Origin of the sequence: Micromonospora cathayae (assembly GCF_028993575.1) — a bacterium.
In the GTDB taxonomy this organism is placed as follows: domain Bacteria; phylum Actinomycetota; class Actinomycetes; order Mycobacteriales; family Micromonosporaceae; genus Micromonospora; species Micromonospora cathayae.
The window spans coordinates 3,364,620-3,380,958 of record NZ_CP118615.1 but is presented as its reverse complement, the minus strand read 5'-3'; the positions used below and the strand labels follow the sequence as shown (position 1 = coordinate 3,380,958).

The following is a 16,339-nucleotide window of genomic DNA, read 5'->3' as shown; positions in this document are numbered from 1 at the left end:
CCTTTCTCCGGGAGTTGGTCGACCCCGTCGGGACACGCTATCTTTCTCAGTTCAGGGCACACAAAAAGAACGCCAATTAAGAATTGGCGTTCTGCGCGATTTTAACGAATTGGGAGAGGGCTTGTCAACGCAGTCCGGCGAGCAGCAGCACACCGACGAGATCGGCCACGAGCAGGAGTACGTCTCCATGCTGTACGGCCGGCTGGACGGGCTGCGGGACCAGGCCGCCCGCCGGTTGGCCGAGGAGCTCCGCAGCGACGGCGGCACCATGCAGGCCCGCTCCCAGCGGGACACCGCCGTACGGATGTACGCCGAGCAGGTCGAGCAGTTCTCCGCCGTCGAGCAGGGCCTGTGCTTCGGCCGGCTGGACGCCGACGACGGGTCCCGCCGGTACATCGGCCGGATCGGCATCTTCGACACCGGTGACGACTACGACCCGTTGCTGATGGACTGGCGCGCCCCGGCCGCCCGACCGTTCTACCTGGCCACCGCCGCCAACCCGCAGGGCGTACGGCGACGCCGGCACCTGCGGACCCGGGACCGCAAGGTGGTCGGGCTGCACGACGAGAACCTCGACCTGGACAGCGCCTCCCCCACCGGCCACGACGAGCTGACCGGCGAGGCGTCCCTGCTGGCCGCGCTGAACGCCAACCGGACCGGCCGGATGCGGGACATCGTCGAGACCATCCAGGCCGAACAGGACCGGGTGATCCGGGCCGACCTGGGCGGGACGCTGGTGGTGCAGGGCGGGCCGGGCACCGGCAAGACCGCGGTGGCGCTGCACCGGGCGGCGTACCTGCTCTACACCCACCGGCGGGAACTCTCCACCCGGGGCGTGCTGCTGGTCGGCCCGAACGCGACCTTCCTGCGGTACATCTCCCAGGTGCTGCCGACCCTGGCGGAGACCGGCGTGCTGCTGCGTACCCCGGGTGATCTCTTCCCCGGGGTGACCGCCCGCCGGGCGGAGCCGGCGCAGGTCGCCGCGCTCAAGGGCCGACTGGTGATGACGGAGGTCCTGGCCGGCGCGGTACGGGACCGGCAGCAGGTGCCCGACGAGCCGATCGGGATCGAGCTGGAGCAGCGGGACGTGCTCACCCTCACCCCGGACGTCTGCCGGGCCGCCCGGGACCGGGCCCGGCGTTCCGGCCGGCCGCACAACCTGGCCCGCGCCCTGTTCGACATCGAGATCATCCACGCCCTCGCCGACCAGGAGGCCGACCGGATCGGCGCGGACCCGCTGGGCGGGGAGAACCTGCTCGACGAGGCCGACGTGGCGGAGATCCGCCGGGAGCTGCGCGAGGAACCCGGCGTCCGGGCCGTGCTGGACCAGCTCTGGCCGGTACTCACCCCGCAGCGGCTGCTCGCCGACCTGTACGCCGACCCGGACCGGATCGCCACCGCCGCGCCGATGCTGACCGACGCGGAGCGGGCGCTGCTGCACCGGGAACCGGGCGGCTGGGCGGCGTCGGACGCGCCGCTGCTGGACGAGGCCGCCGAACTGCTCGGCGAGGACGAGCGGGCGGCGGCGGCCCGCCGGGAACGGATCCGCGCGCAGGCCCGCGAGTACGCCGAGGGCGTGCTGGAGATCTGGCGGGGTTCCCGTTCCATCGACGTCGAGGACGAGGCCGACGGCGGCGAGATCCTCGGCGTCACCGACCTGCTGGACGCCGACCGGCTGCTGGAGCGGCAGGAGACCGGGGACTCGCTGACCACCGCCGAGCGGGCCGCCGCCGACCGGAACTGGGCCTTCGGGCACGTCATCGTGGACGAGGCGCAGGAGCTGTCGCCGATGGGCTGGCGGCTGCTGATGCGGCGCTGTCCGAGCCGGTCCATGACCATCGTCGGGGACGTGGCGCAGACCGGCGCGCTGGCCGGCACCCCGTCCTGGCGGGAGGCGCTGGCCCCGTACGTGGCGGACCGGTGGCGGCTGGAGGAGCTGACGGTCAGCTACCGTACGCCGGCCGAGATCATGTCGGTCGCCGCCGACGTGCTCGCCGAGATCGACCCGACCCTGCGTCCGCCCCGCTCGGTCCGCAGCACCGGCGTGCTCCCCTGGGACCGTACGGTGCCCGCCGGGCAGCTGCCCAGCGCACTGGTCGAGGCGACGGTACGGGAGGTGGCCGGGCTGGAAGCCGGCCGGCTCGGCGTGATCGTGCCGGCGGGGCGGGTCGCCGACCTCGGCGCGGCGGTCACCGGGGCGCTACCGGAGGCAACGGTGGGCGAGCACCCGGAACTGGAGAGCCAGGTGGTGGTGCTGACCGTGGCCCAGGCCAAGGGCCTGGAGTTCGACGCGGTCCTGCTGGTCGACCCGGACGGAATCGTCGCCGAGTCCCCCCGCGGCCACAGCGACCTCTACGTCGCCCTGACCCGCGCCACCCAACGCCTAGGCATCCTCCGCCCCACCCCTGACTGACCCCCCGGCCCTCTCCCCCCTCCCCCCTGCCCCCTGCCCCCCGCCCGTCGTGTCGACCATGAAGTTGTTGTCCGGCGTACCGGCGTGTCGTGCAGACAACTTCATGATCAACGGGGCGGAGGAGCCGGGAGCGGGCCGGGAGCGGGCCGGGGGTCAGTCGTCGGTGAAGGCGCCGATCTGGGAGGCGGCGCTGGACTGGTCGCTGGTGCTGGCGCCGGCCGGCGTGCTCAGGCCGCCGGTGGTGGCGTCCCCGGTGGTGGTCGGGGCGACCGTGCCCGGGTGCCGCTCCGGCTGCCGGGCCACCCGTCGGACGCTCGCCGGGCCGGCCGTGCCACCGGTGGTGGTGACCGCCCCCTGGCCCCGGGTGGGGCCGCCGTCACGCAGTACCTCCGGGTCGATCGGGACGTCCGCCGGATCGTCCGGGTCCGTCTGCTGGAGCACCCGCCGCTCGTCGGCGGGCGGCGCGTTCACCTCGTCCAGCGCGTCCTCGCCGTACACGCCGGCGAGCAGGCGTTCCTCGGTCCGCCGGGCGGACTCGCGCATGCTGTTCTCGGGCATGTCGATCACCTCGCTAGATTCGGTAACGGGCTGGGTTCGGTAACGCTGGGTTCAGCAACTGACTGCCTCCCCGGCATGCCTGCGGCTAAACCCGCGCCACCGGTCCCGTCCCGCCCGAACGGCGGGGGCGGCGGCACGGAGGAGCTACCCCACCGGCCGTCACCGGCCCGATCGGCGCGGCACCTTGCGATGGCCTACCGCCATCCGGCATGCCTCATGGCGTGCCGCTGTCGGGTCCGGATCCGCTGCTATCCGGCCGGGGATCGGCGTTACTGCCCCACCCCCACCGGGTAGCCAGGCGGTGCCCCGCCGAGGACCGTGCCGTGACCGGAACGCGGTGCGGGGCGTGGGTGGAGGACTCATCGCATCCTGAGGAGGACCAGATGAGCACGCAGGCTGCAAGCACCAGGCCGCAGAACCGGCCGACGCAGGAGATGTCCGGCCGGGCGGTGCAGGACATGCCGAACCGCGCGATGGCCGAGGCGCCCACCCGTCCCATGGCGATGCACGACGGTCGGCGCGAGCCCGCGCTGGCACCGGGCACCGAAACGAAGAACGCGTTCCGTACCACCGAGTTCTGGGTCTACGTCGCTGCGGTGGTCGGTGTGCTGGCCGCGTCGCAGCTGGTCGGCCAGAACGCGGCCGGGGTGGACATCTTCCGTGCCCCGCAGGCGTGGTTCTTCATCACCCTGCTGACCATCGGCTACCTGGGTAGCCGTGGTCTGGCGAAGGCCGGCAGCGCCTTCCGCAGCGGCGCGGAGCGGATGACCGGTCGCTGACGGAACGGCTGTCCGGTCCCCGCTGACCGGGCGTAACGAAGACGGTGGCCTCCGAGGGGTTCCTCGGAGGCCACCGCCTGTACGGGATCCGGGACCTGGTCCCCCGCCGTCCTCCGCCGGGGGACGGCGGCCCTACTCCTCGAAGTCGCCCTCGTCGCCCTCGAACGCCTCCTCGATCAGCTCACCGGCGACCATGCCGCCGGCCACACCGAGGGCCGCGCCGGCCACCACGCCGCCCATGCCGACGCCACGGCCGTGGCCGCCGTGTCCGTGACCGCCGTACCCGTGGCCGTGCGGTGCCGCGAAGCCGTGGCCGCGCATCCCGCCGAACCGGTTGATCGTCTCGCCCAGCCATCCGTCGACCACCTGGGCCCAGTCGACCCGGTCGGCGTCGGCGTGCGACACCGTGTAGCGACCGAAGGTGTCCTGGCCGGGGGTGAGGAAGCCGCCGCGCTTGTCACACTCCAGGATCACGTCCACGCCCTGCTGGCTGGTCACGAAGGTCAGTTCGACCTCGTTGACGGTGTGGGCGTACTGCGGCGCGGCGAAGAACTCGATCTCCTGGTAGAACGGCAGCGTCTGCTGGACGCCGTAGATGTGCCCGCGCTCCAGGTCGGCGTTCTTGAACCGGAAACCGAGCCGCTGGAACGCCTCGAGGATCCGCTCGTGCACCGGCAGCGGATGCACGTTGACCTGGTCGAGGTCACTCTTGTCGACCGCGCGGGCGATCGCCAGCTCGGTCCGCAGGCCCATCGTCATGCCGTGCAGCCGCTGGCCGTACACGTCGGTGATCGGGGTCTCCCAGGGCACCGGCAGCTGGAACGGGATGGCGAGCTGCTGCTTCGGGGCGAGCTGGAGCGGGCCGCTGACGCCCATCCGGTGGAACTCCATCACCCCGGCGTACTCGCCGTCGCCGCTCTCCATCTCGACCCGGGTGACCAGACCGATGGTGACCTGCTCGATGTTCGCCGGGGCGTCGCCGCCGACGAGGTTCACCTGACCGTCGAGGGTGAGGCCGGGTCGGGTGTTGGGGTTGGCGAGGACGGTGTCCACACTCGGCCCGCCCACCCCGAACGCGCTCAACATCTTCTTGAAGACCATGCCGCAAACTCCCGGGAAGTCGCACCGGCTCTCCATGGTGGAACCGGCCGTTACCCTGTGCAAGATATCGGCCTCCACTGGGAACTACCTGGGAGGACGTCGCGGGCGTGGTGCGCACGGCGGTCAGCCGGTCGCGGTGGGCAGCAGCCCACGCAGCCACGCCCGGGTCCACACCGCGATGGTGAAGCCGTCGGTGATGACGCCGTCCCGGATCAGGTCGCCGACCTGGTGGGCGGGGTAGGTCCGGGCGGCCCGGATGCCCTCCTGCGCGTCCAACGGGCCGAGTTCGGCGATCTCCACCAGGTAGAGACGGACCTCGTCGGTGGCGGTGCCGCTGTCCGGGTGCAGGGTGCCGAGGTCGACCAGCCGGGTGGGCACCGCCCCGAGTTCCTCCCGCAACTCCCGGGCGGCCTGTTCCATCGCCGGAACACCGCGTTCGCCGAACCCGCGTGGGGCTTCGAGCTGCCACCGTCGCAGGGCGTGCCGGAAGTGTTCCACCAGGACCACCGCGCCGTCGAGCACCGGCAACAGGACCACGCCGTCCGCCTCGCTGCCGGGCATCGACCGGATGTACGTACCGAGCGAGCCGTCGGCGAAGCGTACCGGGTCACGCAGCAGGATGCCGTACTCGTCCCGGTACACCACCCCGGTCCGGCTCCACTCCACCGGCAGGTCCCGGCGGCGCAGCGCCTCGGCCTTGGCCTTCTCGGCCGCCGCCACCTCGGCGGGCTCCGACAGGATGTGGATGGCGGCGTCCGGCGGGTTGACGAAGTACTCCGGCCTTCGTTCCCGCAGCTCGGCGTACTGCTGCCAGTTACTGGTCACCGTCTTCTCCCTGCGGTCGGTCGATGTTCGGCTCGTCGTCCCGGCCGGTCCCGGCGGTGATCGGGAAACCCAACTCCTGGAACCGCCGGACCAGCTCCCGCCAATCCTCGCCGGCCCGGTGCAGTTGTACCCGCATGACGTCGATGCCGGTGCTCAGCTCACGTGCGGCCCGCCGCTCGTCCCGGCCGACCACGGCGAACCGGACCACGGCGGTCGCTCCCCGGGCGACCACCTCGGTCGCCACCTCGCCGACCAGTTCGATCCTCGGGTCACCGTCGAAGACCACCGAGACGACAGCTCCCAGCACCTCGACGCTGACCCGGATGGTCGGATCCCAGACGTCCATCCGGGCCGCCCGCCGGGTTCCGACCAGCTCGGCCAGCCGCCGGGCCAGGGCGACGTACCGGTCGTACACCCGCTGGGACCGGTCGACGAAGTCGAACGGGTCGTCGAGCAGCCCCTGGAGGGCCACCACGTAGGCGCGCCACTCGTCGGTCCGCCGGGCCTGGCGGACGTGGTGCAGTTCCAGTCCGGTGAGGTCGAGCCGGAGCGGCAGCTGGGCCAGGTCGAAGACCTGTGGCCGGAGCGTCCGGACCAGCCCCAGCAGGTCGTCCAGGTCGTGCTCGGGCGCGCGTTCCCGGCGGTACTCCTGCATCGCGGTCCGGCGCAGCGAGTCGGTCGGGGTGAGCGCGTACCCGTCCACGGCGTCCGGGAGGGTGGTGTTGTAGCGCAGGTCGACCAGTTGCTTGAGCTCGGCGACCAGCGGCTCGGCACGGAACAGGCCCGCTGCCGGGTTGCTGCCGGGTTCCACCAGGAAACGCTGGTAGAAGGTGTTGCGGGTGACCTCGTCGGACCCGGCCGCCCACTGGGTGACGTCACGCAGCCGGTCGCCGAGCACCGGCCAGCCCGCTTCGGGCAGCCCCAGGTCCCGCCCGAGCTGGGGCAGGTCGAAGGCGACCAACTGGAGCAGGAAGCGGCGGAACTCGGCGTACATGAGACGTTGGGTGAGCCGCTCGTTCTCCTCGTCGTGCCAGGACAGCCGCAGGCAACGGACCTGCTCCACCTCGTCGAGGACCCGCAGCCACGCGTTCCAGCCGGCCTGGTCGACACCGAACGTCGGTTCCTCGCTGGGGTCGCGTTCGCGCAGCAGGAAGGGGACGATGACGGACTCGCCCAGCAGCGCGCGGAACGCGTCCCGTTGCGGGCCGTCGGCGACGAAGTCGCGGTGGACGACCGGGTTGTTGAAGAAGTACGCCCGGTTGACGACCACCTGTTCGGCGTTGAGGATCGCGCGTAGGTACTCGGCCCGGGCGTCGCGTTGGCGTTGCCGCTCCACGTCCCGGAACGACCGGCGTCGGGTGACCATCTCGGTGAGCAGGTCCTGGGTCACCCACTGGTTGTCGAGGCACTGGGCGACGACGGCGACCCGGGCGAGATCCCGGTTGTCGAGCCGGGTGGGGCGGGCACCGGGGTCGAAGCGGTCCATGGCGGCTCCTCCAGTGATCGGAACGTCCTCAGTGGATGATGACCGAGGCGCGCCAGGGAGAAGCACGACGCCGGTCGGCTGTGCTGGCCGACCGGCGTCGTGGGACCGAACTGTCAGACGGCGGTGCAGGTCAGCGTCGGGGCGGTGTTGGTGCCCGACGCGGAGCCGATGAAGCCGAAGGTGGTGCTGGCCCCGGCACCGAGGTTGCCGTTGTAGCCGACGTTCTTCGCGGTGACCGACGAGCCGCTGCTGGTCACCGTGGCGTTCCAGGACTGGGTGACGGTCTGGCCGCCGGTGAACGTCCAGGTCACCGTCCAGCCGCTGATCGCGGCCGAGCCGGCGGTCACCTTGACGTCACCCTGGAAGCCGCCCTGCCAGGAGCCGACGATCGAGTACGTCGCCGCGCAGCTCTTGCCGGCCGGCGGGGTGGTCGGCGGGGGCGTGGTGACCGGCGGGGTGGTCGGCGGCGTGGTGGGTGGGGTGGTCGGCGTGGTGCCGCCGTACACGCTGGCCTCGCGGGCGGTCTGCCTGATGCCGTTGGCGCCGTTGAAGAGCCGCTGACCCCAGCTGCTCAGGTTGGCCGGGTCGAAGTTGATGGCCAGGTCGAGGTACTCGACGCCGCCACCGTTGCCGCTCCACGACCAGCCCAGCCAGCCGAGGCCGTTGGCCTGGCTGTAGGAGAGGATGGCGTCCTCGTCCGGGTCGCCGTCGGAGTGGTTGTGGCCGAACTCGCCGACCACGATGGGCAGCCCGGCGGTACGGAACCGGCCCAGGTAGTCACTGATCTTGGCGGCGGTGTTGAACACGCCGTACATGTGGATGGAGAAGACGGTGTTCCGGGCCGGGTCGGCGGCGAAGACCGAGGTGGCGTTGTCCCGCATGGTGAAGGACCAGTCCTGACCCCAGTTCGGGGCGTCCACCATGATGGTGTGTTCGAAGCCGGCGGTACGCAGCCGCTTGATGGCGTTCGACGTGTCGGTCGCCCAGGTGGCGTAGCCCTGGTTGCCGTACGGCTCGTTGCCGATGTTGAGGATGACGTACTTCTCCTGGCCGGCCAGCGCGCTCTGGACGCTGATCCAGTAGTCGACCGCCTGCGCCAGGGTGGCCGCGCCGGCCTGCTCGCCGTAGCCGGTGGTGTCGTGCACCTCCAGCACGCAGATCAGCTTGTTCTGCTTGCACAGCGAGATGACGTTCGAGACGTCGGCGGTGTCGTTCTTGGTCCAGCGCTGCCCGCTGGAGAGCACCACCCGGACGGTGTTCGCGCCGAGCGCCTTGACGTTGGCGAACGAGCTGGTCTGGTGGGTGTACCAGGTGTGCGCGTGGTTGACCCCGCGCATGACGAACTCGTTGCCGTTGGCGTCGTACAGCTTGCCGTTGGCGACGGTGAAGCCGGCGGCGGCGTGCGCCGGCTGCATGCCGAACGCCACCAGGCCGACCACGAACGTGAGCAGGGTGGCGGCGACGACGGAGAGTCGTGTCTTCATGGCCTTCCTCAGGAGTGACCCCCGGCCCGAGGGGGTGAAGGGTGCGACAGGTTGGCACGGCTGTAGCCCGACAGCCGCCGCCCGGCTCCGGTCGACGCGCGATCGGCGCGCGGGCCGATCGTGCGATCAGCGTAGGCCGATGGATCCTCCGGAGGCAACCTGAACCGGTTAAGAGAATCGGTCGACGGTTGGCCCGCGTCACACGGGGTACTCCGGGAGGATCCGCGCGGACAAGAAGGAGACGTGTGATGGTCAACGTCGGCTACACCCTGATGTGCGAGCAGGCCGGTCCCAAGGAACTGGTCGACTACGCGGTACGCGCGGAGGCAGCCGGCTTCGACCAGCTCGTCATCTCCGACCACTACTACCCGTGGCTGGAGTCGCAGGGCCACTCGCCGTACGCCTGGTCGGTGCTCGGCGCGGTCGCGCACGCCACCAGCCGGGCGGAGCTGATGTCCTTCGTGACCTGCCCGATCCGGCGGTACCACCCGGCGGTGGTGGCGCAGAAGGCCAGCACCATCGGCGTCCTCTCCGACGGCCGGTTCACCCTCGGTCTGGGCGCCGGGGAGAACCTCAACGAGCACGTGGTCGGCGGCTGGCCGCACGTGCAGCAGCGGCACGAGATGTTCGAGGAGGCGGTGCAGATCATCCGGCCGCTGCTCAACGGGGAGACGCTGACCTTCTCCGGCAACCACTACGACGTGCCCGACGCGTACGTGTGGGACCGGCCGGACCGGCCGGTCCGGATGGCGATCGCCGCCTCGGGCCGGCAGTCGGCCACCCTCGCCGCCGAGTACGGCAACGGCATCATCGCCACCGAGCCGGACCGGCACATCATCGAGATGTACGACGACGCCGGCGGCGCGGGCCAGCCCCGCTACGGGCAGGTGGCGATCTGCTACGGCCCCGACGAGGCGGAGTGCCGCAAGATCGTGCACGACCAGTTCCGCTGGTTCGGCCTCGGCTGGAAGGTGAACGCCGAACTGCCCGGCCCGGACTCGTTCGAGGCGGCCAGCCAGTACGTCCGGGAGGACGACGTGGCGGAGGGCATCTCCTGCGGCCCGGACGTCGACCGGCACGTGGCCGCGTTCAAGAAGTTCGTCGACGCCGGCTTCAGCCACGTGGCGATCGTGCAGGTCGGTGGGGGCAGCCAGCCGATGTTCCTAGACTGGGCCCGGGAGGAGCTGCTCCCCCGGCTGCGCCAGCTGTGAGGACGCGGAGGTGACGGCGCGGCCGTGGTGGTGCCGCCTCTCGACAGGCAGAGGCGGGCCCGCCGAACCGTCCGCCCCGGGTCGGTTCGGCCCGGCCGAGTTGCGGCTGGCGCTGGCCGCGCCACGCCCGGCCGCCGGGCTGACCAGCGAGTGGCGGCTGGTGGACGGAATCCGGACGCACTGCCGCCGGTCCGCCGCCGCAGTCGACGGGCGTCTCCCGGTCCTGCTGCTGCACGGCCTGGCCGTGTCGCACCGGTACCTCACCCCGCTGGCGGTGGCGCTGGCCGACACCCATCCGGTGTACGTGCCGGACCTGCCCGGCTTCGGGTTGAGCGGCCCGCCGCCGCAGCCGTACGACGCGGTACGGCACGCCGGACATCTGGCCGCCTGGCTGGCGGCGTACCGGCTCGGCCCGGTCTGCGTGCTGGGCCATTCGTTCGGCGCGGAGGTGGCGGCGGCGCTGGCCGCCCGGCACCCGGACGCGGTGCGCGCCCTGGTGCTGGCCGGGACGACCAGTGACCCGACGGCCCGGTCCCGGTGGGGGCAGGTCGGCCGGTTCCTGGTCGACACCACCCGGGAGGCGAAACTCCAGGCCCCGATCCTGCTCCGCGACGTCCTCGACGCCGGGCCGCACCGGGTGCACGCCACGCTGACCCACTCGGTACGTCACGCGGTCGAGTCCGACCTGGCCCGGGTGGAGGTCCCTACCCTGGTGGTGACCGGGGAGCGGGACCCGATCGTGCCGCGACCGTGGCGGGACACGGTCGGCCGGCTGGTCCCGGCGGCGCGTTCGGTGACCGTGCCCGGGGCCGCGCACAACGTCGCCACCACCGCGCCGGCCCAGGTGGCCGAGGCGGTACGGACGTTCCTCTCCCGGCTGCCCTCCCCTGAACCGGAACAGGTGACCCATGCGAATCGGTAACACGGAGATCCGGCCGCTCGGGGGCGGCCTCGGCTGCCTGCTGATGATCCTCTTCTCGGTGCTCGCCTCGATCCTGCTGACCGTCCTGGTCAACGTCGTGCTCTGACCGGTCGGCGAAGGCTGACAACCGGACGAACCGCCTGACCCAATGCCAGGGGCGGTGCACTATTGCACCACTCGTGATACCTGCGTGCGTGCTACCTCATCACCGCCAGTCCGTGCCCACATCCCCGGCTGAGCCGTTCAGCCTCCGGGGCCAACGGAGGCCCGACGGCGAGGTCGAGGGATGCCGGCGTGGGGAATGCGAGATGGTGAGCCGGGGTCGGCACCCGAAGAAGGAGATCGCCGACGCCCTGCGCCGAGCAGTAGAACGGCTTCTTCCTGGAAGTCGTCCACCGCGGTCACCGCTGGGGTGAGCTTCGATGTGGTTCGTGCGGTTCGACACGGGACATCTGGTCCACGCCGCGCGACCCGGGCACCCACGCGAAGCAGATCGACCGTTTCGTCAGTGGCCACAAGCATTAGGTGTCCAGGGGTCGCAGAGACTCCGGCAAGGAGGGGCAGGCCGGTGACATCCCACGTCTTCACGCTCGTGCTCGATCGGCAACCCACCGATGACGAGCTAGCCACGCTGCAGGCTGCGGGCTGCGACGATGGCGCCTTCGGCATGGAGGACAGCCTCGCAGTCGTCGAGTTCGATCGGGAGGCACCCACGATGGCGGACGCCATCGCCTCCGCCGTGCGCTCCCTGGAGGCGGCGGGTCTCGGGGTCACCCGCGTGCTGGATCAGGACCTGCTGACCCTCGCCGACATCGCGGACCGGATCGGCCAGAGCAGGGAGTCGATCCGCCGCTATGCTTCGGGCACCCGCGGGCCCGGCGGCTTTCCGCCCCCGGTCAACCCGTCCCGCGAGGGGACGCTGTTCTACCGCTGGAGCGAGGTGGCTCCGTGGATCCGCCACCATCTCGACATCGACGTGCCGGACGCGGACCCGGCCCTTGTCGTCGCCAACCTGATCCTGCAGGCACGGAAGCACCGCCACCGGGTGCAGCACCTGTCGGCGCTCAGCGATCTGCTGGCGGCGTAGCCCGGTCGGCGGCTCTCAGGCCGGGGTGAGGTCGAGGTCGACGGCGACCGGGTAGTGGTCCGAGGCGTACTCGGTGTCGCCGCCGCGTACCACCCGGCAGTCCCGAGCCAGCCCGGCCAGCGCGGTGGTGCCGAGCAGGTAGTCCAGCCGCATCCCGGAGAACTCGACGCCGCCGCCGTGCCGGGTCGGTGCGGTCTCGGGCGGGCCGGTGCCGGCCCGGCCGAACAGGTCGACCAGACCGGCCCGGTACAGCCGGGCCACCGCCCGGGTCTCCGCCCGGCCGTCGCGGCGCAGGTGCCGCCGCCGGTACGCCGCCGGCAGCCGGGCGATCCGGGCGGTGTGGTCGACGTCCGGTTCGAGGGTGTTCAGGTCCCCGCCCAGCAGGGCCAGCGTGCCCGGGGACCGTCGTACGGCGGCGGCCAGCCAGCCAGCCTCGATCCGTCGTCGCCAGCCCCGGTACGGGTCGAGGTGGGTGCTGAGCACGGTCAGCGGCCCGGCGGCGGTGGCCAGGGTGACCCGCTGCGCGCCGTGGTGGAACGGACGGCGTACCGGGCCGGCGGCGAGCACCCGCCATTCTGGCCGGACCAGTACCGCCACCGGCTGCCCGAAGCAGGACCGGGCCAGGTACGCCCGCAGGCCCACCGCCCCGGCGAACCGGTCCGCCACCCCGCCGTCGTCGAAGCCGCGCAGTTCCTGGAGGGCGAGCACGTCGGGCCGCTGCGCGACGACGACCCGGACCAGCCGGTCCCAGCGGTCGGGGCCGGCACGGTCCCGACCGCCGGTACGGATGTTCCAGGTCACCACCCGCAGCATCGCCACGTCTCCCAGGTCGGCGTCGGTGCCAGGCCGGCGTCGGTGCCAGGCCGGCGTCGGTGCCCCGGTCAGTCGACCCGACCCGCCTTGACCAGTTCGTCGTCGAGGGTGTCGACGTCCTCCGACTCGATGGCCGGCCGGTTGCCCTCCGCCACGTCGGCGTTGGGGCGCAGCACCCAGTAGAGCAGGCCGATCCAGCAGGCGGTGAGCAGGATCGCGCCCATGAAGTCGGTCGGGTGGTGCATGCCCCGGTACATCCGGGAGACCGCCACCCCGACCGGCATGATCACCGCCAGGGCCACGAACACCCAGCGCCACCAGCGGTCGGTGCGCGGGAACACGATGATCGCGATGGCGGTCCAGAGGCAGAGCGTGGCGGCGATGTGGCCGGACGGGAACGACGAGGTCGGCATCGGGCCGTCCAGGTTCTCGATCGGCGGACGCGGCCGGTCCACGGCCGCCGCGCTGGCCAGGAAGAGGCTCAGCTCGCCGAACATGGTCAGCGCCACGAACAGCACCGGCCGCCAGCGCCGCCAGACCGCCAGCACGATCGGGCAGAAGACCAGCGAGATCAGCAGGATGGCGTGGGTGTCGCCGACCTTGCTCCACCAGTAGCTGAAGTCGTCGCGCCCCGGGGTGCGGTGCGTGTCGAACCAGTTCGGCACGGCGGTGTCCAGGGTGGCGAAGAAGGTGCCCTGGGCGTGGTAGCTCACGTAGCTGCCGAAGCCGTAGAGCAGGCCGAGGATCAGCACCCAGCCGATGATCAACTCGGCCACGCCGGCGCGGGCGTGCGGGATCAGTTTCTCCTCGTCGGGCGCGGGCGCCACGTCGTGCGCGGCCTCCGGTTCCAGGCCCTCCCCCAGCGGTACGGCCGGCCGGCCCCGCTCCAGCCGCCAGAGCCGGAAGGCGTACGCGGTGACGCCGAGCCAGGCCGCGCCGAGCAGCCAGGCCCCGAGCACGTCGGAGACGAAGTGCACGCCGAGCGCGACCCGGGTGAGTCCGATCAGGAACACGATGGTGGCGGTCACCGCGATCGCCGCCTTGCGCCACCGGGGCCGCATGGCGGGCAGGAACACCAGCAGCAGCGCCCCGTACGCGACCATGGAGCCGAGCGCGTGGCCGCTGGGGAAGCTCTCCCCGGAGTAACTGCCGATCGGCACCTCGACCTCGGGGCGCAGCCGGTCGACCAGCGCCTTGAGCGTCGGGTCGAGGATCAGCGCGCCGGCCCCGGTGACCAGCAGGTAGACCGCGAGCCGGCCCTGCTTGCGGATCAGCAGGCCGACCACCCCGACCGAGACCAGCCAGCCGATGACGGCCAGGCCACCGAGGTCGGTGATCGCGTTGAGTACGGTGACCAGCGGCCCGTGCGGCGAGACCTGGGCGTTGAGCCAGGCGGCGATGCCGTGGTCGACGTCGTAGAGCGGCCCCCACTGGCTGCGGACCAGCACCAGCAGTATCCCGAAGCCGACCCCGGCACCGAGCACCAGCGCGAGGCCGGCGAGGCTCCGTTCGGTGAAGTGTCCCAGGGGTCGACGCAGAACCTCTTTGACCGCGGCCACGGCTGCCTCCCTTTCCCATCTGGCGTGCGGCTTTACCCGATCGGCGGGTCCGCCACACGCGATGCGGCAACCGGCGGTCTACAGCGCGGTCATCTCCCCGGTGTCGTAGATCTCCTCACGCTTGGCCTCGGGCTCCCACAGGTCGGGTTGGGCCGGGTCCTGTACCCCGATCCGGACCGCCTCCAGCTGGGCGGCGAAGGCCAGCCCGCCGAACAGCGCCACGCCGGTGAGGTTCGCCCAGATCAGCAGGGCCATCATGCCGGTGAGCGAGCCGTACGTCTGGCCGAAGTTGTCGGCGAACGCCACGTACGCGGCGAGCAGCAGGCTGGCCAGCCACCACAGCACGGTGGCGATGATGGCGCCGAAGACCAGCCAGGACAGGCCGGGTTGCTTACGCCGGGGGGTGTGCCGGAACAGCACCGCGACGGCGAGCACGGTCAGCGCGAGGCTGATCGGCCAGCGCAGCAGGTTCCAGGCGCCCTCGATGGTGTGGCCCCAGCGGTAGTGCTCGCGTACCGAGTCGCCCACCGCGCCGCCACCGACCAGGATGAGGAAGCCGACCAGCGCGGGCAGGCCGGCGACGACCGCGAGGACGGCGGCGCGCAGGTACTTCCACAGTGCCGGCCGGTCCCGTTCGACGCCGTAGATCCGGTTGGCGCCGCGTTCGATCTGGGCCATGGTGGAGGTGAGCGCGGCCAGGCCGGTGAGCAGGCCCAGGGTCAGCGCCAGTTCACCGATGCTCTCGGTACGGTCCCGGTCGTCGAGGAGTTCGGTGACCATCTGTTCGCTGGCACCGGGGGTGAGCGCGAGGACGGTGTCGGCGACGATCTCGCCGCCCTCCTCCACCCCCAGTTCGCTGATCAGCCCGGTCAACGCGATCATGAACGGGACCACGGCCAGGCAGAGCTGGAACGCGAAGGCGCGGGCGTGGCTGAACCCGTCGCCGTAGCGGAACCGGATGAAGGCGTCCCGCAGCAGATGCCAGCTGCCCTCGCGGCGCAGGGTGTGCCAGGCGTCGTCGGCGGAGAGTTCCTCGTCCGCCATGCACCGGGTTTCCGGGACGATCCGGGTGCTACTCACGGCGGGCCTCCTCGACCAGGCGTTCACCCCGCTCCGCCACCGCGTCGGCGTCCTCGGCCAGGTCGGGGTCCTCGGCCGGGCGGGGTACGCAGAGCCACAGCGCCCCGGGTCGGATCTCGGCGAGCAGCTTCCGGCCGGGGGCGATCAGGTCGCCGTCGAGTTCCCGGGGCTGGGCCCGGTTGCTGGTGATCTCGACGCGCCGGCCCCGGAAGACCTCCATCCGGGGTACCCGGTCGCGGTGCCGCAGCACCGCCCAGCCGAGCGCCAGCCAGTGCCCCAGGGTGCGCGGGGTGAGCACGGCGACGTCGAGGTAACCGTCGTCCGGTTCGGCCTCGGTGAGCAGGGTGACCCCGCCCTGGAGCCGGCCGACGTTGGCGATCAGCACCGAGCGGACCCGCCGCCGGACCGGGGGCCGGTCGTCGATCCGGATGGCGACCTTCATCGGCCGGTCCCGCAGGTGGCGGGCGGCCCCCATGACGTACGCGGGCCAGCCGATCCGGGCCTTGGTGGTCTCGGAGGTGTCGGCGAGCATCTGGGCGTCGAAGCCCATGCCGGCCATCACCACGAAGTGGTGGTCGTCGACCGCGCCGACGTCGAGGCGGCGGCGACCGCGTTCGACGGCCACCTCCAGCCCGGCGGCCAGGTCGTTGGAGAGGCCGAGGTTGGCGGCGAGCAGGTTGCCGGTGCCCTGCGGGAGCACGGCCAGGGCCACCTCGGTGCCGACCAGCCCGCTCACGCAGGACATCACGGTGCCGTCGCCGCCGCAGGCGAAGACCACGTCCACGCCGGCGGCCACCGCCTGTTCGGTCTGGCCGCGCCCGGGGTCGTCGACGCTGGTCTCGTACCAGAGTGGGGCCGGCCAGCCGGCGGCAGCGAGGGTCTCGTCGACGGTGCGGCGCAGTTCGTCGAGGTCGGTGACCTTGACCGGGTTGACCACCACCGCGGATCGCAGCCCGCCCGGCCGCGCCGCGTGCCGCGTGTCCTGTCCAGCATCCACGGCGCAAGTGTGCAGCAATGCGGC

At 72.0% G+C, this 16,339-nt stretch carries 14 protein-coding genes; 5 read left to right on the top strand and 9 right to left on the bottom strand.

The genetic code is table 11. The features are described 5' to 3' along the window. The first annotated feature begins 187 nt into the window (after positions 1-187). The gene (locus PVK37_RS15615) at positions 188-2,413 is read left to right on the top strand and encodes a HelD family protein (protein WP_275035133.1); all 2,226 of its coding nucleotides are present in this window, start codon (positions 188-190) and stop codon (positions 2,411-2,413) included. 153 nt (positions 2,414-2,566) lie between these two features. On the opposite strand, the gene PVK37_RS15610 is transcribed toward PVK37_RS15615, so the two are convergent. Next, a complete protein-coding gene (locus PVK37_RS15610; protein WP_275034732.1) occupies positions 2,567-2,971 on the bottom strand; it encodes a hypothetical protein in 405 nt (134 codons plus the stop codon). A 383-nt stretch (positions 2,972-3,354) separates the two neighbouring features. On the opposite strand from PVK37_RS15610, the gene PVK37_RS15605 reads away from it, so the two are divergent. Next, complete coding sequence (locus tag PVK37_RS15605) at positions 3,355-3,750, top strand: hypothetical protein (RefSeq protein WP_275034731.1); 396 nt, start codon at positions 3,355-3,357, stop codon at positions 3,748-3,750. A 132-nt stretch (positions 3,751-3,882) separates the two neighbouring features. Here PVK37_RS15605 and PVK37_RS15600 read toward each other — a convergent pair whose 3' ends face one another. The 4 genes from PVK37_RS15600 to PVK37_RS15585 all read right to left on the bottom strand — a co-directional run bounded on the left by PVK37_RS15600 (position 3,883) and on the right by PVK37_RS15585 (position 8,646). After that, positions 3,883-4,851 carry a sporulation protein gene (locus tag PVK37_RS15600; protein WP_275034730.1) on the bottom strand — a complete coding sequence of 323 codons (969 nt, stop codon included), beginning with the start codon at positions 4,849-4,851 and terminating at the stop codon, positions 3,883-3,885. Positions 4,852-4,974: 123 nt separating this feature from the next. Further along, positions 4,975-5,676 carry an NUDIX hydrolase gene (locus tag PVK37_RS15595; RefSeq protein ID WP_275034729.1) on the bottom strand — a complete coding sequence of 234 codons (702 nt, stop codon included), beginning with the start codon at positions 5,674-5,676 and terminating at the stop codon, positions 4,975-4,977. Further along, positions 5,666-7,162, bottom strand: coding sequence for a hypothetical protein (locus tag PVK37_RS15590; protein WP_275034728.1), 1,497 nt, complete (start codon positions 7,160-7,162; stop codon positions 5,666-5,668). The genes PVK37_RS15595 and PVK37_RS15590 overlap by 11 nt, the downstream gene beginning before the upstream one ends. 113 nt (positions 7,163-7,275) lie before the next feature. Further along, entirely contained in the window at positions 7,276-8,646 is a 1,371-nt protein-coding gene (locus PVK37_RS15585) for a cellulase family glycosylhydrolase (RefSeq protein WP_275034727.1), read from the bottom strand. Positions 8,647-8,894: 248 nt separating this feature from the next. Here PVK37_RS15585 and PVK37_RS15580 point away from each other — a divergent pair, with 248 nt between their 5' ends. The 3 genes from PVK37_RS15580 to PVK37_RS15570 all read left to right on the top strand — a co-directional run bounded on the left by PVK37_RS15580 (position 8,895) and on the right by PVK37_RS15570 (position 11,866). Continuing rightward, positions 8,895-9,857, top strand: coding sequence for a TIGR03557 family F420-dependent LLM class oxidoreductase (locus PVK37_RS15580; RefSeq protein WP_275034726.1), 963 nt, complete (start codon positions 8,895-8,897; stop codon positions 9,855-9,857). A gap of 10 nt (positions 9,858-9,867) precedes the next feature. After that, positions 9,868-10,779: an alpha/beta fold hydrolase gene (locus PVK37_RS15575; RefSeq protein ID WP_275034725.1), complete on the top strand. Its 912-nt coding sequence runs from the start codon at positions 9,868-9,870 to the stop codon at positions 10,777-10,779. A 568-nt stretch (positions 10,780-11,347) separates the two neighbouring features. After that, complete coding sequence (locus PVK37_RS15570) at positions 11,348-11,866, top strand: helix-turn-helix transcriptional regulator (protein ID WP_275034724.1); 519 nt, start codon at positions 11,348-11,350, stop codon at positions 11,864-11,866. 15 nt (positions 11,867-11,881) lie between these two features. Here PVK37_RS15570 and PVK37_RS15565 read toward each other — a convergent pair whose 3' ends face one another. From PVK37_RS15565 to PVK37_RS15550, 4 genes are all read right to left on the bottom strand, one after another. Continuing rightward, entirely contained in the window at positions 11,882-12,679 is a 798-nt protein-coding gene (locus PVK37_RS15565; protein ID WP_275034723.1) for an endonuclease/exonuclease/phosphatase family protein, read from the bottom strand. 68 nt (positions 12,680-12,747) lie between these two features. Then, positions 12,748-14,238, bottom strand: a complete 1,491-nt coding sequence (locus tag PVK37_RS15560) for a phosphatase PAP2 family protein (protein ID WP_275034722.1) — start codon at positions 14,236-14,238, stop codon at positions 12,748-12,750. 78 nt (positions 14,239-14,316) lie between these two features. After that, positions 14,317-15,318 (bottom strand): YihY/virulence factor BrkB family protein, encoded by a 1,002-nt coding sequence (locus PVK37_RS15555; protein ID WP_275034721.1) that lies wholly within the window; start codon positions 15,316-15,318, stop codon positions 14,317-14,319. Then, a complete protein-coding gene (locus tag PVK37_RS15550) occupies positions 15,311-16,315 on the bottom strand; it encodes a diacylglycerol/lipid kinase family protein (RefSeq protein WP_275034720.1) in 1,005 nt (334 codons plus the stop codon). The genes PVK37_RS15555 and PVK37_RS15550 overlap by 8 nt, the downstream gene beginning before the upstream one ends. Between the last annotated feature and the right edge of the window lie 24 nt (positions 16,316-16,339).